This window comes from Comamonas sp. Tr-654 (assembly GCF_011752915.1).
Classification (GTDB): domain Bacteria; phylum Pseudomonadota; class Gammaproteobacteria; order Burkholderiales; family Burkholderiaceae_C; genus Comamonas.
The window spans coordinates 350,378-369,526 of sequence record NZ_VWWQ01000001.1 but is presented as its reverse complement, the minus strand read 5'-3'; the positions used below and the strand labels follow the sequence as shown (position 1 = coordinate 369,526).

The following is a 19,149-nucleotide window of genomic DNA, read 5'->3' as shown; positions in this document are numbered from 1 at the left end:
TGCCGCCGTGTGAGCCGTATTGCAGATTCCGCAAGCGTCCCCAGACCCTGAGATCGCCGGTCGCTTGCCTTGACTAGGATGTAAGCATGAATTTTGACCCGAGCTGGGGCCAGGCTGGCCAATCCGTTCAACAGTTCTGGCAGGAGCATTGGAGCAAAAGTCTACAGACGCTCCAGCAGATGCAGGCCGGTGCTCCCATGGGACTCAGCGCCATGCCAGGTCTGGGTGCTGCACCCAACCCCTGGGCCTCCATCACGGAGGCCATGCAGTCGGCCATACCCCAGGCGGCGGCCGGCTCGGCTCAGACGGTTCAGTTCGATACCCCCAAACTGCAGGGGTTGCAGCAGGAATATCTCCAGTCCGTGCAGTCGCTCGCGGATGCCAAGCAGGTTCAGGCCCTGCTGGCCAAGGACAAGCGCTTCGCCAAGCCCGAGTGGAGCGCCAATCCCGTTGCGGCGATGGCCGCAGCCAACTATCTGCTCGGCAGCCGCATGCTGACCGGCATGGCTGATGCCGTGCAGGGTGACGAGAAAACGCGCAACCGCGTGCGCTTCGCGGTCGAGCAATGGGTGGCTGCCATGGCGCCCAGCAATTTTCTGGCGCTGAATGCCGATGCGCTCAACAAGGTCGTGGAAACCAAGGGCGAGAGCCTGGCCCAGGGCATTGCCAATCTGCTGGCCGACATGCGCCAAGGTCATGTCTCCATGACCGACGAAAGCCTGTTCACCGTGGGACAGAACGTGGCGACCACCGAAGGCGCGGTGGTTTTCGAGAACGAGCTGTTCCAGCTCATCGAGTACAAGCCGCTGACGGCCAAGGTCTTCGAGAAGCCTTTTCTGATGGTGCCGCCCTGCATCAACAAGTTCTACATCCTGGATCTGCAGCCGGACAACTCGGTCATTCGCTATGCCGTCAGCCAGGGCCATCGCACCTTTGTGGTCAGCTGGCGAAATCCCGACGAAAGCCTGGGTCACAAGACCTGGGACGACTACATCGAAGACGGCGTGCTCAAGGCCGTGAGCACGGTGCAGGACATCTGCGAGGCGCAGCAAATCAATGTGCTGGGCTTTTGCGTGGGCGGCACCATGGTCTCTACGGCCATGGCAGTGCTGGCCGCACGCCACGCCCGCGAGCATGGAGAGCTACCAGCCGCCAAGCCTGCGCGCAGTCGCGCTGCTGCAGCAAAGACCAGCAGCAGGACGGCTGCTGCGGTCAAGACGCAGGCCCAACCGTTCCCAGTGGCCAGCATGACGCTGCTGACCACGCTGATCGACTTCCGCGACACCGGCATTCTAGACATCTTCATCGATGAAAACATGGTGCGGCTGCGCGAGATGCAGATGGGCAAGGGCGGGCTGATGAAGGGGCAGGACATGGCCTCCACCTTCAGCTTTCTGCGGCCTAACGATCTGGTCTGGAACTATGTGGTGGGTAACTACCTCAAGGGCGAAACGCCACCGCCCTTCGATCTGCTTTACTGGAACAGTGACTCGACCAATCTGCCCGGCCCGTTCTATGCCTGGTATCTGCGCAATCTCTATCTCGAAAACAACCTGATCAAGCCCGGCGTGCTGACCGTGTGCGGCGAGAAGATCGATATGGGGCAGCTCAAGATGCCGGTCTATATCTACGGCTCGCGCGAGGACCATATCGTCCCCGTCGGTGCGGCCTATGCCTCCTCCCAGGTGCTGGGCGGTAAGCTGCGTTTCGTGATGGGGGCTTCCGGCCATATCGCCGGCGTCATCAATCCTCCGGCCAAGAACAAGCGCAGCCACTGGCTGCGCGAGGATGGCGAGTTTCCAGAGTCGTTCAACGACTGGCTGGCCGATGCCACGGAGTATCCGGGCAGCTGGTGGACGGACTGGAGCGCTTGGCTCGGCAGCCATTCGGGCAAGCAGCTGGCGGCTCCCAGGAGCTATGGCCGTGCGCGCGCTTATGCCGCCATCGAAGATGCACCGGGTCGCTACGTTCTGTCAAAAGCCTGAGCGAGGCCTGAGGCACAATCAGTTCCATATTGCGGTGCAGCAAACAAGGTTTGCACCGTGATAGGAAGCGTCGGGTGGCACGATGAACAGAATGCGACCCGCACGCATGCATCACTTGTAAGAAACCTAGAAAGGTTCGTCAGCAATGGAAGACATCGTTATCGTTTCCGCCGTGCGTACGGCGGTCGGCAAGTTCGGCGGCTCTCTGGCCAAGATTCCTGCAACCCAGCTGGGTGCGACCGTGATTTCCGAGGCTCTGGCCCGTGCCAAGGTGGGCAAGGACCAGGTCGGTGAAGTCATCATGGGTCAGGTGCTGACGGCAGCGACCGGACAGAACCCTGCACGTCAGGCCATGATGGCGGCCGGCATTGCCAAGGAGACTCCTGCGCTGACGATCAATGCCGTCTGCGGCTCCGGCCTGAAGGCCGTGATGCTGGCGGCTCAGGCCGTGGCAACCGGAGACAGCGAAATCGTGGTTGCCGGCGGTCAGGAAAACATGAGCCTGTCGCCCCATGCCGTACCCAATTCGCGCGACGGCCAGCGCATGGGCGACTGGAAGATGGTGGACACCATGATCGTGGACGGGCTGTGGGATGTCTACAACCAGTACCACATGGGCATCACTGCCGAGAACGTGGCCAAGGAAAAAAGCGTCAGCCGGGCACAGCAGGATGCGCTGGCGCTGGCCAGCCAGCAAAAGGCTGCAGCTGCGCAGGATGCGGGCAAGTTCAAGGACGAAATCGTTCCTGTGAACATTCCCCAGCGCAAGGGCGACCCCATCGTGTTCGACAGCGACGAATACATCAACCGCAAGACCAATGCCGATGTGCTGGCCACTCTCAAGCCCGCTTTCGACAAGGCGGGTTCGGTGACCGCCGGCAATGCCTCGGGTCTGAACGACGGCGCCGCAGCCGTGGTGGTGATGACAGCTGCCAAGGCCAAGGCTCTGGGCCTCAAGCCTCTGGCCAAGATCGTGTCCTATGCCACCAGCGGCCTGGCCCCAGAGGTCATGGGCCTGGGCCCTGTCTATGCCACGCGCAAGGCACTGGATCGCGCCGGCTGGAAGGCGGCCGATGTGGACCTGTTCGAGCTCAACGAAGCCTTTGCCGCACAGGCCTGCGCGGTGAACCAGGATCTGGGCATCGACACCGCCAAGGTCAACGTCAACGGCGGTGCCATCGCCATCGGTCACCCCATTGGTGCATCGGGCTGCCGCATTCTGGTGACGCTGCTGCATGAAATGCAGCGCAGCGGTGCCAAGAAGGGCCTGGCCGGCCTGTGCATCGGCGGTGGCATGGGTGTTGCTATGGCTCTGGAAGCCTGCTGAGGCTTCAGGATTGCAGACTGCTGCGGTGCTCCTGAAGGCCGCGCAGTCTGAGCAGCCCGCTGAGGCCCGCCTCCCATCGACCCTAGGGAAGATCACGAGGTAAACCACGGCGAAAGCGGGTTCATTCGGACCTACTCGATTGCATACTGGTATGGCCAGCGTGCAGGGTGTGTGGCGTTCAAAACGATAAGCAATACCTAAAAATGTTTATCGTTGATAGTGTGATCGTGAAATAACCATTGATTGACAGGAGAGATGAATGGGTCAGAAAGTAGCGTACGTCACGGGGGGCATGGGCGGTATCGGTACCGCAATCTGCCAGCGTTTGCATAAGGATGGCTTCAAGGTGATCGCGGGTTGCGGACCATCGCGCGACTACCGCAAGTGGCTGGACGAGCAGGCGCAATTGGGTTACACGTTTTATGCCTCGGTTGGTAATGTGGGGGATTGGGAATCCACCGTCGAAGCCTTCAACCAGACCAAGGCAGAGCACGGCAACATCGATGTGCTGGTGAACAACGCGGGTATCACTCGCGACCGAATGTTCGTCAAGATGACGCCGGATGACTGGAAGTCGGTCATCGAAACCAACCTCAACTCCATGTTCAACGTCACCAAGCAAGTGGTGGCAGACATGGTGGAAAAGGGCTGGGGCCGCATCATCAACATCAGCTCGGTCAACGGTGCCAAGGGCCAGGCCGGCCAGACCAACTATTCGGCGGCCAAGGCGGGCATGCATGGCTTCACCATGGCGCTGGCGCAGGAGCTAGCCGCCAAGGGAGTGACCGTGAATACGGTCAGCCCGGGCTATATCGGCACCGATATGGTCAAGGCCATTCGTCCCGATGTGCTCGAAAAGATCGTGGCGGGCGTGCCCGTCAAGCGTCTGGGCGAGCCTGCAGAGATTGCCTCCATCATCTCCTGGCTGGCTTCGGAAGAGGGCAGCTATTCCACCGGCGCTGACTTTGCGGTCAACGGCGGTCTGCACATGCATTAAGCCTGTTCAGGCATTCAGCAAAAAAGGAGCTCAGGCTCCTTTTTTTTATGCCTTCGCTTTGCACGCTTGCGACCGGAAAGCTCGTTTCAGCAAATGACAAAACCCGCAGAGATCATTCATGCGGGTTTTGAGGAATTGGAGCCGCTTCAGAGAGCGGCAGGTCGAGCGCGGGGCAGTAAGGCTTGTGGGTTCTTTGGCCTATCAGTGCCGACTGCCCGGGCACCTGGCTGCAACACACTGCGCTTTGGTCTGCACAGTGCTGCGCGGCGAGCGCTTAGCGCTTGCGATCGCGTTCGTCTTCGGGCCAGATGGACATGATGTTCGTGGTTTGCATGGGAATCTCTCCTGTATGTCTGTTTAACGTCTGACAGATTCAGCTCGTTGACAGCTTTTTGGAAATTTTTTGCCTGTTCTTTTATCCAGTGATCATCAGGCTGCGAATGCGGGGGCACGCTTGCGATCGCGCTCGTCCCAAGGCCAGGCCATCAGAGACATAGCTGCTGCTGCCTTTGCAGGCTGGGCTTTGGCGGTGTCGGTAACAGTGGTGGTCATTGCAGTTCACTCCTTTGCGTGTTCAACGCCTGGCCTGAACTGCAGGTTGACAAGAAGCTGAATCAACCGCGCAAGAAAATGCAACTCACGTTTGCTGATGTTGTCAGTGGCTGCGTCATCAGTTCAAAATGAATAGCGCCCTGCCAATTCTGGGCAATGGCTGGGCTTGCTTTAGGGTCTCAGCAGGTTTCGGTGGACAGGGCTTCGATCTGCTCCGAAAGCTCCAGCCAGCGCTCCTCCAATTGATCGATCTCGGCATTGACGGCGCTCAGCTGCTTGCCGGCTTCCACGATATCGCCGCCCGACAGGCCAGGCGTGGCCAGCTTCGCTTCGAGAGTGCCGCGCTCTGCATTGAGCTTGGGCAGCGTCTTGTCGATCTGTTCCAGCTCCTTTTTGAAAGGCTTGGTCTTTTCGGCCAGTTGCTGACGTGCTGCAGCAGCGAGGCGGCGGGCTTCCTTAGGGTCAGCTGCGTCAGTGATTGCTTCTGTTCTCGGAGCATCTGGCGCTTTTGTGGCGGGGGCTTCAGCCGTATTTGGCTTGAACTCTTCAGGAGCCTGCACAGCTGGCGTGCTCGCGGCCTGCTGTTCTGCATTACGTGCTTCTTCACGCAGGCGCTTGGACTCTTCCAGCAGATAGCGCTGGTAATCGTCCAGGTCGCCATCGAAGGGGCCGACAACGCCGCGGCCCACCATCCAGAAGTCTTCACATACGGCGCGCAGCAAGTGGCGGTCGTGAGAGACCAGCATCACGGTGCCGTCGAAGTCGTTGAGTGCCATGGCCAGCGCTTCACGGGTGGCCAGGTCCAGGTGGTTGGTAGGTTCGTCCAGCAGCAGAAGATTGGGGCGTTGCCAGACGATCATGGCCAGCACCAGACGGGCTTTTTCACCGCCGCTCATGCTGCCCACAGACTGTTTGACCATGTCGCCGCTGAAGTTGAAAGTGCCCAGCCAGTTGCGCAAGTCCTGTTCACGGCTCGCAGCAGGCGCGGCAGCGCCGAGTTCCTTGGCCAGCCGGATCATGTGCTCGAGCGGGTTTTCGCTGGGGCGCAGCACGTCCAGCTCCTGCTGGGCAAAGTAGCCGATATTGAGGCCCTTGCCTTCGGTGACGGTACCGGCCAGCGCCTTCATTTCGCGGGCGATGGTCTTGACCAGGGTCGATTTACCCTGGCCGTTGGCCCCCAGAATGCCGATGCGCTGGCCTGCCAGCACGGAGCGGTTGACGCCGCGCAAGATGGTGGTCTGGTTGCCGTCCTCGTCCTCGTAGCCAAAGGCTGCGTCGGAGATGGCCAGCATCGGGTTGGGCAGATTTGCGGGCTCCTTGAACTCGAAGGTGAATTCGGCCTCGGCCAGCACCGGCCCGATTTTTTCCATGCGCTCGAGCTGCTTGACCCGGCTTTGTGCCTGCTTGGCCTTGCTGGCCTTGGCCTTGAAGCGGTCAATGAACTTCTGCAGGTGGGCCATTTTTTCCTGCTGCTTGGCAAAGCTGGCCGCCTGCAGCTCCAGCTGCTGGGCGCGCAGCTCTTCAAAGCGCGAGTAGTTGCCGCCGTAGCGGTTGATCTGCCCGCCCTGAATCTGCAGTGTGACGTTGGTGATGGCGTCCAGAAATTCGCGGTCATGGCTGATGACGATCATCGTGCCGCTATAGCGCTTGAGCCAGGCCTCCAGCCAGACCAGGGCATCCAGATCCAAGTGGTTGGTGGGTTCGTCCAGCAGCAGCAGATCGCTGGGAGCCATCAGGGCGCGAGCCAGCTGCAGACGCATGCGCCAGCCGCCCGAGAAGCTGTTGACGGGGTGATCCAGCTCGGAGACCTTGAAGCCCAGACCCAGAATCAGGGCTTGTGCGCGCGATTCGGCATCATGTGCACCGGCATCGGCCAGATCCACATAGGCCTGAGCGATCTCCATGCCATCGCCGGAAGCTTCGGCTGCAGCCAGCTGGGCGTTCAGCTCGGCCAGGCGTGTGTCGCCATCCAGCACGAATCGGGTGGCAGATTCGTCGGTTTCCGGCATGTGCTGGGCCACCTGTGCCATGCGCCACTGAGGAGGGATGAAAAAATCACCGCCGTCTTCGCTGAAGCTGCCATTGAGCAGGGCGAACAGGCTGGACTTGCCGGCACCGTTGCGGCCGACAAGGCCGACGGACTCTCCCGGGTTGATGGTGGTGCTGACTTGGTCGAGCAGGACTTTGGTGCCGCGGCGCAGCGTGATGTTCTTGAGACTGATCATGACTGGAGCCGATTATCCGCGAATGCCCGCAGACCCAGGAGCATGCGGGATTGAGCAGGCTACAGCGATGCCCCGGTCACGGCGGCTCAGTCGGAGTCGTCATACCGCTTGAAGGCCTATGCGCTTCATCATGGTTTCGGTGAACTTCAGCTCATGCTCGAATGCCTGGGTATAGGCAGCGGAGTCCAGAATCTGCACCTTGCCGCCATCCATCTCCAGCATCTGGCGCACCTTGGGCTGGCTCAGCACCGCATCCATGGCATTGCGCAGCCTGGTGGTGACGGCTTGCGGCGTGTCCCTTGGCACCGACAGGCCGCCCCAGGAGCTCAGATGCACGTTTTTCACGCCGGCCTCCTCTAGCGTCGGGACCTGGGGCAGCTTGTCATTGCGCTGCTCGCCGGCAACTGCAAGCGGGATCAGCCTGCCGGCCTGCACATGGGGGTAGGCGACGGAAAAGATGGGCGCAGCAAACACTACCTGCTGGCCCAGCACTGCGTTGACCAGATCGGACGCCCCTTTGTAAGGCACGTGCGTGGCCTGGATCTGCAGCGCCGAGAGCAGCAGCTCCACGCCTAGGTGCGACGGCGTGCCCACACCACCAGAGGCGTAGTCGATGTCACGGGATTTGCCGGCGGCGATCAGGTCGGCCAGGCTGCGCAGCCCGGAGCCAGGATGAACCACGAGCAGAATGTCCGAGCGGGACATGCCCATCACATGCCGGAAATCCTTGAATACCTCAAAGCCTGGGTTTTTGTACATGCGCATGGCGGCTGCCATGGGCGAGCCTGAATACAGCAGGGTGTAGCCGTCTGCGGCAGCGCGGGCGACCTGGCGTGCACCGATGTTGCCGCCTGCGCCTGGCCGGTTTTCGATCACCACAGGCTGACCCAGTTGCTGACCCAGCGCATCGGAGACGATGCGCGCGGCATTGTCCGGACCGGTACCTGCCATATAGGGAACCACCCATTTGATGGGGCGGCTGGGCCAGCTCTGGGCCTGGGTGGGCAGACCCACAGCGCCCAGGCCTGCGGCGCCCAGACTGGCGCCAGCCATGCGCAGCCACTGGCGGCGCTCGCTGTTGCCGACAGAGGGGTTCAAGGATTGCTTGCTCATTTTGTCTCCTGGTTTTATAGCTGCCTGGTTATGTCCCGTCAGGGCATGAGCAGTTCCTTGGCAATGGTGTTGCGCTGGATCTCGCTGGTGCCGGTGAGCACACGGTACATGCGCAGCATGCGGAACAGAAACTCGACGCGGCGGCCCTGGACAATGCCTTCACCGCCGTGGATCTGCACAGCACGATCGGCGATGGCAAAGGCCTTTTCCGAGCAAAACAGCTTGCTCATCGAGGCCTGGGCGCGTGCATCAATGCCTGCATCCAGCGCGCGGGCGGTCTGGATCATCAGCGCGCGGGCGGCCGTCCAGTCGGTGGCCATATCGGCAAGCATGTGCTGTATGGACTGGAACTGGGCAATGCTGCGGCCAAACTGCTGACGGCTCAGCGCATAGTCGCGCGCATCGCGCAGCGCGCACTGTGCCAGACCCAGCATGGCGGGGCAGTGAAGCAGTCGGTTGACGGTAATGCGCCCCAGCGCAAGGCCCAGGCCGCGGCCTGGTTCGCCAATCAGCTGCGCCACGGGCACGCGCACGGCGTTCAGATGAATATCGCCGGTGTGCGACTGCCCGGCCATGGTCTTGTAGCCGCTGACCACCTCCACGCCGGGTGCGGCCAGGTCCACAAAGAAGGCGCTGATTTCCCGCTCGGCGCTGCCCTCGGGGGCGGTGGATGCCATGAGCACGGCAAAGTCGGCAAACGGCGACCCAGAGATAAAGCGCTTGTGGCCGGTCAGCACATAGTGCTCACCTTCTCGCACGGCCTTGGTTTGCACAGCGCCTGCATCAGATCCCGCCTGGGATTCTGTCAGCGCAAAGCAGATGGATTTTTCGGCGCGCGCCACGGGTGCGATGAACTGCTCCATCTGCAAAGGCGTGGCCTTGCGCACCAGAGAGCCGATACGCGGCGGGCCGCTGAGCTCGCCCAGCACATGGGGAGCGAACGGCGAGCCGCTGGCATAAATGGCTTCCTTGATCAGCACCTGGTCCAGAACCGAGAGCTCTTCTCCGCCCATGGCGCGGGGCAGCGTCATGCCGTAGAAGCCCAACTCGCGCGAACGCTTCCAGACCTGTCGCAGCAACTCCTTGCTGGCGCTGTTGTCATGGCTGATGCTGTGCTTTTGGGCCAGCTCTGCGAGCTCACCCTGCAGGAAATCCTGCAGGGCTGCAATCAGCTCGGCTGCGCGCGGCGATCCCTCAAACGGCATGGCAAGCAAGGCAGAGCTCGGAGATACAGCTTGCATGGTGTCTTTGGCATTCATCTCAGTTCACCTTTCGGCTGTGGTTGGCCCAGTAGGGCGCTTGCACGGTCTTGCGCATGACCTTGCCATTCGGGTTCTTGGGCAGCTGCTGCACAAACTCGATATGGCGCGGGCGCTTGAAACCGCCCAGGCGATCAGCGCAGAAGCGGTCGATGGCCTCGTTGATGCCCGTGTCACCGGGTGTCTGCCCCTGCTTGAGCACGATGTGGGCAGCCACGGCTTCACCCCATTTGTCATCGGGTATGGCAAACACACAGGCGTCTTGCACTGCCGCATGCTCATGGAGCACGGCCTCCACTTCGGACGGATAGACATTGAAGCCGCCGGAAATCACCATGTCCTTCTTACGGTCCACGATGTAGACAAAGCCGTGTTCGTCAACACGTGCCAGGTCGCCGGTGTGATAGCGGCCGTGCTTGAGCACCTCGGCCGTCAGTTCGGGGGCACGCCAGTAGCCGGCAAACACGTCGGCCCCGCTGACCACGATCTCTCCCACCTCACCTTGGGGCAGGGGCCGGCCTTCGTCATTCACCACTTCCACGCAGGATTCGAGGAAAGGCCGCCCGCAGGACGACAGCAGCTCGGGCCTGGCGGCGCGGGCATAAAGATGGTCTTGCACGGTAAGTGCGCAGACGCCTGAGGTGGTTTCTCCCGCGCCGTAGCCCTGGCTGAGCACCGGGCCGAACACATCCATGGCCTGCAGAATGCGAGTCGGTGCCATGGGGGCGGCGCCATAGCCCAGGCGCAGCAGATCGGGTAGGGGGCGATATCGGCCTGCGATCTCTGCCAGCAGCATATTGATCATGGTCGGCACCATGAAGGTGTGTGTCACGCGCAGGCTGCGCATGTCTTGCAGAAAGCGCGCAGGCTCGAAGCTGCTGAAAAGGTGGATGGTGGCGCCTGTGCACAGGGCCGGCATCAGCTGCATGCCCGAGGCATGTGTGACAGGGCCCACCAGGCCCAGGGTATGACCAGGCTGCATGCCCTCGCCGCGCATCAGGAACTTTCGCAGCTGGGCCAGGCGATTGCCGAAGGTCTGCATGGCGGCCTTGAGCGTGCCTGAAGAACCTGAGGTGTAGTGCAGCACGGCCACTTCGTGTTCATGCACGGATACTGCTGAAAATTGGTCTGAAGCCTTTTCCAGCAAGCGCTCATAGCTATTATTTTCATTGTCGTCCAACAGTATCAGCCGGACCTGCGGGTTGCGTAGCTGGGCGCGAAAGCTCTCGGCACGTTCCGCCGTGGTGACGATGATGGCTGCATCGCTGTTGTCAGCTATCTCGATCACTTCTCGGGGCGACAGGCGGGCGTTGAACGGTGCCTTGATCAGACCGGCCTTGTAGCAGGCCAGCTCGATTTCGACGATTTCGGTGCAGTTGGGCAGGTAGATGCCCACGCGGTCGCCACGCTGCAGACCCTGAGCCAGCAAGGCATTGGCCAGGCGGTTGCTGCGCTGCTCCAGCGCGGCATAGCTGAGGCTTTTGCTGGCGCTGGTCACCGCGAGGTGGTCGGCATACAGACGGCAGCAGCGCGCAACGAGTGCACCGACATTGGATATGGGGGCACCCGACAGAGGAGCTCCCGGCACAGGGGCGTCAGGCATATTGGCCGCGGGTAAAGCAGTGGTCATAGGCAAGTCCTTTTTTAAGCAGCGTCGCACCGGTGTGCGGCATCTGCTCGGACTGTCCCAAAACGAAGGAGATCAAGGAAATACCGTTTGTTTATCCATCCTCATCAATATTTTTGATGACTTGGAAAATCAACGACTTGTGCTCCAGATGCCTAGTTTCAGGGGGCTGCGCTGCGGGTTTGTCCCGTGTCAGGGGCATAGCTGACAGTTGGCCGCTGCATTTGCCGTGTTACTGTGCTTGGCTGTGCTTTATGCCCCAGCGTAGTCCCAGTGGGCTGGCCAGCGGCCCTCGCCGATCATGGCCTGGACCTGCCGCAGAAGGGCGTCCTGAACCACCTGTACTGCGGCATCATGGGCGCGGCCGGGCTGGCGCGCCAGATAGTAGCGTCGTTGCAGATCGGGGTTGCAGACTCTGGCCACGATCCAGGCGCTGTCGGCGCTCTGTGGCTGCGGGTTCTCGGCCACCGAGCAGGCGGGGCTGAAGGTAAAGCCCCCGCCGCATTGATAGAGCGATCGAATGACACGGGCCGAGTCATGCTCGTGCACGATGTTCAGACCGAGTTGCAGATCGCTGGCGGCCTGCTCCACCGTCTGGCGTATGGAAAAGCGCCGTGACTGCAGCACCAGTGGCTGTGCCGCAGCATGGGCAAAATCCAGGCAGGGAGTGTTTTCTTCTGTGCTGTGTCGATAGAGCAGGGGCGCGACCTCGCCCTGTGCGTCATGGCCACAGAAATAGATGGGCTCGGTGGCCATGGGCTTCACCTGCAGGCCCTGCAGACTGGCTGTGTCCACTAGAACGCCCAGATCGGCGCGGCGCTCCAACATGGCTTTTTGCACCATCAGGCTGGAGTCGTCGAGCACAAACACCCGTATGCGCGGGTGGCTCTGGCGAAGGCCGGCAATCACCGGTCCCATGAGCAGTCCGGTCAACAGGAACGGCATGGCAATGCTGACCGAGCCTTCCGGCCCCATGGGCAGGCGCTGCAGGCGCTCGCACATGGCGTCGGCATCGGAGAGCAGGCGGCGAGCATCCTCGTACAGCCGGCTGCCCGCTGGCGTGGCCGTGACTCCCGCATGGGTTCGTTCCAGCAACTGGATGCCGAGCTCGGACTCCAGCTTCTTGATCTGCGCGGTCAGTGCAGGCTGGGCCACATAGAGGGAATGGGCAGCCCGCGAGATCGAGCCAGCCTCCAGCACGGTGATGAAATAGCGAAGCCCGCGAAGATCCATGGTTGCCACTTTAAAAATCAGCTTGAAGGCTGGTGTGAAAGCCTGTAGAAGGCTATTTGAAGAATTGTTAGCTTCCTGTAATGTCGGCGTAATCTGACATGGCGCAAGGGCCAAATGTCGACAAGATGGCATATCTCTAAGTCTGAAGCCCGACAGATTCAGTATGTCGGTCCTACAACTGATGCAGCAAAACGTGTCCCTCTCTTCACCTTCAACCACTTCGAGCAGAAACGGCTCTGCCCACTGGCGCATTGAAGACATTGACTTCTCTGCCATCGATCGCCACGCCATAGAGCACAACCAGGATCTTTTCTTTCTGCTGATGAGCGCCTCGTTCATCGAAACCGGCTCGGATACCTACGCGGCAAACCTCGCGGAGCATTACGCGGCTTGGCCCGAAATTGCGGTCTGGCTCAGGGATCAATGGGAGTTCGAGGAACTGCAGCACGGGCGCGCGCTGCGGGCCTATGTGGAGGCCGTATGGCCGGAGTTTCCCTGGCAACAAGCCTACGACAGCTTTTTTGCCGAATATTCGCAACTGTGCACCATGGAGGAACTCTACCCCGACCCGCGGCTGGAGATGGTGGCGCGTTGCGTGGTGGAGACCGGCACCACAGCCTACTATCACACCTTGCGCGAGCTCAGCGACGAGCCGGTGCTCAGCGAGTTGCTGGGCAATGTCCGTAATGACGAGGTCAACCACTTCAAGCATTTCCTCAAGTACTTCAAGGAGCTGCAGCAGCAGTCGCCCGTGGGCCGTGCACGTATTGCCAAGGCACTGTACGGCCGCCTCAAGGAGCTTCGCGAGAGCGATTCGGATATCGCGCTGCGCCATGTATGGGCGCACAAGGGCCGCTATTTCGCCGATGGCAGCACGCGCTTCGAGGACATGGCTCAGCGCATCTACGAGCTGGTCAGCCGCCGTCTGCCTGCCGACCTGGCCGTGCGCATGTTGCTCAAACCCATGCTGTTGCCGACCAGGGTCGAGGGACTGATACGCACGCCAATCTCGAAGCTGGCCACACGCATCATGGCGTATTGACTGTGCACGCCTGGGGAGCAGCAGAAAGAAAAAGGCCCGGTTCGACCGGGCCCCTTTTTTGGCTGGTAGCGCTTGCCTTTATGAGGATAGCGCGTTGTCGGACCAGTGGCGCAGGGCCTCTTCGGTAATCAGTAGCACCTGCTCGTCACCCGAGCTGGTGTCGAGCCAGAACACGGGCAGATCGGGGAAGGCGGCCTCGAAGTACGGTTTTTCATTGCCGATTTCCAGCACCACCACGGCATCCTTGTTCAGGCGCGCAGGCAGATCCAGGAGCAGTTGGCGGATGAAGTCCATTCCGTCGGTGCCGCCGGCCAGGGCCAGCTCGGGTTCGGCCTGATACTCGGCAGGCAGCTTGCCCATGCTGTCGGAGTTTACATAGGGCGGGTTGCACAGCACCAGATCCCAGGGGCCGGGCACCTGGCTCATGCCGTTGCTCTCCAGCAGAGTCACGCGATCCTGCAGCCCATGCTTGTCCACATTGATGCGGGCGACGGCCAGGGCATCGGTCGAGATGTCGGCTCCGGTCACCCGGACTTCAGGATAGGCCATGGCGGCCAGGCAGGCCAAAGAGCCGTTGCCGGTGCACAGATCCAGCACCTGCACGGTCTTGTCGGACAGCCAGCCGTCGATGCTGCCGTCGGCCAGCAACTCGGCGATGAAGCTGCGCGGCACGATGGAGCGTTCGTCGATGTAGAAGGGTACCCCTACCAGCCAGGCCTCGTTCGTCAGATAGGCAGCGGGCTTGCGGCTGCGGATACGCTCATCAAAAAGTGTAGCTGTCTGCTCTTGTATATCAAGGGGAACAGGCTGATTTGCGACAGATTCCGGAGCGCCTGGAGTGAGCTCGCTGTCCAGGGGGAGGCCCAGCTTCCAGAGCACCAGCCAGGCCGCTTCGTCTTCGGCCGTGGCCGTGCCATGACCAAAAGCCACGCCGGCAGCGGTGAGTGCCTGGGTGCCGCTGGCAATCAGTTCGGCAACCGTGTTGCCGGAGATCGGGGTTGTGCTGGTGGTGCTCATGCGGTCTGGGGTGCGGTCTGCTGGCGCTGAAGTTGCTCCAGCGTCTTGCGGTAAATGTTCTTCAGCGGCTCGATATCGGCCACTGCGATGTGTTCGTCGATCTTGTGGATGCTCGCATTGGGCGGGCCCATCTCGATGACCTGAGGACAGATTTGGGCGATGAAGCGGCCGTCACTGGTGCCGCCGGTGGTGGATAGCTCGGTATCCAGTCCGGTTTCATCCTTGATGGCGGCCTGCACGGCCTGCACCAGCGTGCCCGGCGTGGTCAGAAAGGGCTGGCCGCCCACGGTCCAGACCAGCGAGTACTCGACGCCGTGACGGTCCAGGATTTCATGCACGCGCTTTTGCAGGGAGTCGGAACTGGACTCGGTGCAGAAACGGAAATTGAAGTCGATCACCACATGGCCGGGTATGACGTTGCTTGCGCCAGTGCCGCCATGGATATTGCTGATCTGCCAGCTGGTGGGCGGGAAGAAGGCATTGCCCCGGTCCCAGACCGTAGCGGCGAGCTCGGCAAGTGCGGGTAGGGCCTCGTGAATGGGGTTGCGTGCCAGTTGTGGATAGGCGATATGGCCTTGTACGCCGTTGACGGTGAGCTTGCCGCTCATGGTGCCGCGGCGGCCGTTCTTGATCATGTCGCCGGTCTGCTTGACCGAGGTGGGTTCGCCCACAATGCACCAGTCCAGCCGTTCGCCGCGTTGGCGCAGCTGTTCGACTACAACCTTGGTGCCGTCAATCGAGGGGCCTTCCTCGTCGCTGGTCAGCAGCAGCGCAATGTCAAAGGCGGGCTCGGGAGTGACCTGCAGAAACTCTTCCAGCGCCACGACGAAGGCCGCGATGGAGGTTTTCATATCACTGGCTCCACGGCCATAGAGCTTGCCGTCCCGGTGCATGGGCACAAAAGGCGGGCTGGTCCATTCCTTGAGCGGACCGGGTGGCACCACATCGGTATGGCCGGCAAAGACCAGTACAGATCTATCTGGATTGATAGCGCCTTGTGTAGGTTGAGAAAGCGCTGGAGAGCGTTTTGCCCATAGATTCTGTACGCGGAAGTCTGCGGGGCCGCTGTCCAGCCGCTCGCAGGCAAAGCCCATGGGCATCAGGGCATCGGCGAGCAGCTCAAGGCAGCCAGCATCTTCGGGGGTGACGGAGGGCAGGCTGATGAGCTGCTCGGTCAGTTGCAGGGTCCGGGACATGGAGGGAGAGGGCTTCAAACTAAAACAATGCCAAAGCCGCCTTGGCGGGCGGTTTCAGGCGGTTCTGACATCCAGGGTGATTTCCGTGAAGGACGGCATATCGTCATCGCCGGGCAGGATCACATCGGTGATGGCCGGAGCTTTGACAGCATTGGCCGCATGGCTGACGTCATTATCCATACGCCACATCAGATTCGTGGGCGAGTCGGCATAGGCCAGCGCTTCGTTGCGCTCAATTGTGCCACTGCGCACCAGCGCCGCCAGTGCTTCCTCAAAGGTCTGAGAGCCTTCGGCCATGGATTTTTCCATGGCCTCCTTGACACCGCTGAAGTCGCCCTTGACGATCATGTCGCTGATGAGCTTGGTGTTAAGCATCACCTCCACGGCCGGCACGCGCGTACCGCCGACAGTGCGGACCAGGCGCTGGGAGATCACTGCCTTGAGCGAGGCTGCCAGCTCGCCCAGCATGCTGGGCCGCACTTCCTCAGGGAAAAAGGACAGGATGCGGTTGAGCGTGTGGTAGCTGTTGTTGGCGTGCAGGGTGGCCAGGCATAGGTGACCGGACTGGGCATAGGCTAGTGCGGCCGACATGGTTTCGCGGTCGCGGATTTCGCCGATCAGAATCACATCGGGTGCCTGGCGCAGCGCATTCTTGAGTGCGGTCGCCAATGTGCTGGTATCGGTGCCGACCTCACGCTGGTTGACAATCGATTTTTTGTTGCGGAACTGGAATTCGATGGGGTCTTCCACCGTCAGGATGTGGCCGGCGAGCTTTTCGTTGCGTTCTTCGATCATGGTCGCCAGCGTCGTGCTCTTGCCCGAGCCCGTTGCGCCCACCACAAGCACCAGACCGCGCTTTTCCATGACCAGTTCGCTGAGGATGGCGGGCAGATTCAGTTCATTGCGCGACGGAATCTGATAGGAGATAAAGCGCACGACCACCGCATAGGAGCCACGCTGGCGCATGGCGCTAATACGAAAGCGGCCGATGCCGCTCATGGGTATGGCCATGTTCAGCTCGCCAGTCTGCTTGAGCTCTTCGATGGCTTCGGGCTTGACGACTTCGGAGAGCAAGGCCAGCGGAGCTTCGACCGGCAGCTCCTGATTGTTGATGGGGATGCAGATGCCGTTGATCTTGATCAGCGCAGGGGCGCGGGCGGAGAGATACACGTCCGATGCCTTTTTCTCGGACATTAGACGCAGAATTTTTTCCATGGTGCTCATTTGCTCTTCATCCTCTTTTGCGCAGCCTCTCTGTCTGCGCATGTTAGCGCGTGTCCAATCGATGCAGATGGTGCATGACGCCCAAAGCCGAACTTCGGCATGAAAAAAGCCTGCGCGCTCATGAGCGGGCAGGCTTTTGTGCAGGGCTGGCCGGTGCAGCTTCCGCTTCAGGGCGGAGCGTGCATGGCCGGGTGCCCATCAGTCGCGCAGCAGGTCGTTGATGCTGGTCTTGGAGCGGGTCTGTGCATCCACACGCTTGACGATGATGGCGGCATACATGGAGTAGTCCTTGCCGTCCTTGGTCTGCTTGGGAATGTTGCCGCTGACCACCACCGAGCCGCTGGGCACGCGGCCGTAGGTGATCTCGCCGGTTTCGCGGTTGAACAGAGGGGTGGACTGGCCGATGTAGACGCCCATGCCCAGAACCGAGTTCTCTTCCACGATCACGCCTTCGACCACTTCGGAGCGAGCGCCGATGAAGCAGTTGTCTTCAATGATGGTGGGGTTGGCTTGCAGGGGCTCGAGCACGCCGCCCAGGCCCACGCCACCGGACAGGTGCACGTTCTTGCCCACTTGGGCGCAGGAGCCCACGGTGGCCCAGGTGTCGACCATGGTGCCTTCGTCCACATAGGCGCCGATGTTCACATAGGAAGGCATCAGGATGGCGCCCTTGGCGATGAAGGAGCCGCGACGGGCCACGGCAGGAGGCACCACGCGCACGCCGGTGGCGGCGATCTCGGCTTCGCTCATGCCTTCGAACTTGGTGGGCACCTTGTCGAAGAAGTTCAGGGCACCGCCGTTGATCAGCGCATTGTCCTTGAGACGGAAGGACAGCAGCACTGCCTTCTTGATCCACTGGTGCACCGTCCACTGGCCCACACCTTCACGGGTGGCCACGCGCAGCTTGCCGTCGTTGAGTTCGGCAATCACGTGCTCCACGGCATCCACCACTTCCTTGGGGGCGGCGGAAGGCGAGATATTGGCACGGTTGTCCCAGGCGTTGTCGATGATGGATTGCAGTTGTTGCGTCATGATGTTTTCGGTCAAAGATCGAAAGTTGAGGTGAATCGTTGAGTCATGAGGCCTGCGCAAGGCAGACCTTGGGTGGAAATCAGCGTGTGCGGGACTCGATGAACTGGGCAATACGCTGAGCTGCTTCAAGGCATTCTGCCGTTTCGGCCACCAGAGCCATTCGGATGCGGTTGGCTCCGGGGTTGAATCCATGGGCCTCGCGTGCCAGATAGCTTCCCGGTAAAACCGTCACGCCTGTATGAATATACAGCTCTTTGGCAAATTGTGCATCATCCATGCCCAATTCCGGCGGAATGCCGGCCCAGAGGTAGAAGCTGGCATCGGGCAGCTTGACATCCATGACCTTGGACAGCACGGGCGTGACCTGGGCAAACTTCTCGCGGTACAGGCGGCGATTTTCCTGAACATGGGCTTCGTCGCCCCAGGCAGCGACCGATGCCGTCTGCACCACAGGGCTCATGGCACCGCCGTGATAGGTCCGGTAGAGTAGGAAGGACTTGAGCAGGGCCGCATCGCCCGCCACAAAGCCGCTACGCAATCCTGGCACATTGCTGCGCTTGGACAGGCTGGTGAACATCACCAGATTCTTGAAATCATGGCGCCCCAGCTTCTGGGCGGCTTCCAGACCGCCCAGCGGAGCTTCTTCCTGGAAGTAGATCTCGCTGTAGCACTCGTCGCTGGCAATCACAAAGCCGTGCTTGTCGGACAGGGCAAACAGCTTCTCCCATTCGCCAAGCGGCATCACGGCACCGGTGGGATTGCCGGGCGAGCAGACAAAAATCATCTGCGTGTTCTGCCATACCTCTTCGGGCACGGCATCCCAGTTCACGGCGAAGTTGCGCGCGGCATCGCTGGCGGCGTAATAGGGAGTAGCCCCGGCCAGCAGCGTCGCACCTTCGTAGATTTGGTAGAAGGGGTTGGGGCAGATGACGCGGGCACCGGCCCGGGTGCTGTCCACCACCACTTGGGTGAAGGCAAACAGGGCTTCGCGCGAGCCATTGACGGGCAGAACCTGGGTCGCAGCATCCAGTTCGATGCCATAGCGTCGGTTGGCCCATTGGGCGCAGGCCTGGCGCAAGGCCGGCAGACCGGCGGTGGCGGGGTAGACGGACAGACCCTGCAGTTCGCTGCTCAGTGCTTCTTCAATGAACGCTGGCGTGGCATGACGCGGCTCTCCAATGCCCAGACTTATGGGGCGTAGGCCCTCAGGCGGCTTGGCAGAGGCAAACAGTTGGCGAAGACGTTCAAACGGATAAGGCTGTAAGCGCGAGAGCAGGGGATTCATAGTGACACATTATGGGCTGATGCCATTTTCGCATG

At 61.1% G+C, this 19,149-nt stretch carries 15 protein-coding genes; 4 read left to right on the top strand and 11 right to left on the bottom strand.

The features are described from left to right. The first annotated feature begins 86 nt into the window (after positions 1–86). From F3J24_RS01505 to phbB, 3 genes are all read left to right on the top strand, one after another. Entirely contained in the window at positions 87–1,985 is a 1,899-nt protein-coding gene (locus tag F3J24_RS01505) for an alpha/beta hydrolase (protein WP_167002127.1), read from the top strand. A gap of 145 nt (positions 1,986–2,130) precedes the next feature. Then, positions 2,131–3,312, top strand: coding sequence for an acetyl-CoA C-acetyltransferase (locus F3J24_RS01500; protein WP_043004953.1), 1,182 nt, complete (start codon positions 2,131–2,133; stop codon positions 3,310–3,312). A 259-nt stretch (positions 3,313–3,571) separates the two neighbouring features. After that, positions 3,572–4,309, top strand: a complete 738-nt coding sequence (phbB, locus tag F3J24_RS01495) for an acetoacetyl-CoA reductase (RefSeq protein ID WP_003064980.1) — start codon at positions 3,572–3,574, stop codon at positions 4,307–4,309. A 429-nt stretch (positions 4,310–4,738) separates the two neighbouring features. On the opposite strand, the gene F3J24_RS25035 is transcribed toward phbB, so the two are convergent. The 6 genes from F3J24_RS25035 to F3J24_RS01470 form a co-directional block, all read right to left on the bottom strand. Next, positions 4,739–4,861, bottom strand: coding sequence for a hypothetical protein (locus F3J24_RS25035; RefSeq protein WP_255498844.1), 123 nt, complete (start codon positions 4,859–4,861; stop codon positions 4,739–4,741). Between the two features lie 179 nt (positions 4,862–5,040). Continuing rightward, positions 5,041–7,086 carry an ABC-F family ATP-binding cassette domain-containing protein gene (locus tag F3J24_RS01490; protein WP_167002125.1) on the bottom strand — a complete coding sequence of 682 codons (2,046 nt, stop codon included), beginning with the start codon at positions 7,084–7,086 and terminating at the stop codon, positions 5,041–5,043. A 99-nt stretch (positions 7,087–7,185) separates the two neighbouring features. Beyond that, positions 7,186–8,199, bottom strand: coding sequence for a tripartite tricarboxylate transporter substrate binding protein (locus tag F3J24_RS01485; protein ID WP_167002122.1), 1,014 nt, complete (start codon positions 8,197–8,199; stop codon positions 7,186–7,188). 38 nt (positions 8,200–8,237) lie between these two features. Next, complete coding sequence (locus F3J24_RS01480) at positions 8,238–9,458, bottom strand: acyl-CoA dehydrogenase family protein (protein ID WP_167002120.1); 1,221 nt, start codon at positions 9,456–9,458, stop codon at positions 8,238–8,240. A gap of 1 nt (position 9,459) precedes the next feature. Beyond that, on the bottom strand, positions 9,460–11,061 hold the full coding sequence (locus F3J24_RS01475; RefSeq protein WP_167003386.1) for a class I adenylate-forming enzyme family protein: 1,602 nt from the start codon (positions 11,059–11,061) through the stop codon (positions 9,460–9,462). 276 nt (positions 11,062–11,337) lie between these two features. Further along, the gene (locus F3J24_RS01470) at positions 11,338–12,318 is read right to left on the bottom strand and encodes a LysR family transcriptional regulator (protein WP_167002118.1); all 981 of its coding nucleotides are present in this window, start codon (positions 12,316–12,318) and stop codon (positions 11,338–11,340) included. 181 nt (positions 12,319–12,499) lie between these two features. Between F3J24_RS01470 and F3J24_RS01465 the strand changes: the two genes are divergently transcribed. Beyond that, entirely contained in the window at positions 12,500–13,360 is an 861-nt protein-coding gene (locus F3J24_RS01465; RefSeq protein ID WP_167003384.1) for a ferritin-like domain-containing protein, read from the top strand. 78 nt (positions 13,361–13,438) lie between these two features. On the opposite strand, the gene prmB is transcribed toward F3J24_RS01465, so the two are convergent. The 5 genes from prmB to dapC form a co-directional block, all read right to left on the bottom strand. Beyond that, positions 13,439–14,377, bottom strand: coding sequence for a 50S ribosomal protein L3 N(5)-glutamine methyltransferase (prmB, locus tag F3J24_RS01460; protein WP_167002116.1), 939 nt, complete (start codon positions 14,375–14,377; stop codon positions 13,439–13,441). Then, positions 14,374–15,573: a succinyl-diaminopimelate desuccinylase gene (gene dapE, locus F3J24_RS01455; protein WP_167002113.1), complete on the bottom strand. Its 1,200-nt coding sequence runs from the start codon at positions 15,571–15,573 to the stop codon at positions 14,374–14,376. Before dapE ends, prmB begins: the two co-directional genes overlap by 4 nt. A 54-nt stretch (positions 15,574–15,627) precedes the next feature. Next, a complete protein-coding gene (locus F3J24_RS01450; protein WP_167002112.1) occupies positions 15,628–16,797 on the bottom strand; it encodes a PilT/PilU family type 4a pilus ATPase in 1,170 nt (389 codons plus the stop codon). Between the two features lie 198 nt (positions 16,798–16,995). After that, positions 16,996–17,829, bottom strand: a complete 834-nt coding sequence (gene dapD / locus F3J24_RS01445) for a 2,3,4,5-tetrahydropyridine-2,6-dicarboxylate N-succinyltransferase (protein WP_003054847.1) — start codon at positions 17,827–17,829, stop codon at positions 16,996–16,998. A 79-nt stretch (positions 17,830–17,908) separates the two neighbouring features. Next, entirely contained in the window at positions 17,909–19,114 is a 1,206-nt protein-coding gene (dapC, locus tag F3J24_RS01440; RefSeq protein WP_167002110.1) for a succinyldiaminopimelate transaminase, read from the bottom strand. Between the last annotated feature and the right edge of the window lie 35 nt (positions 19,115–19,149).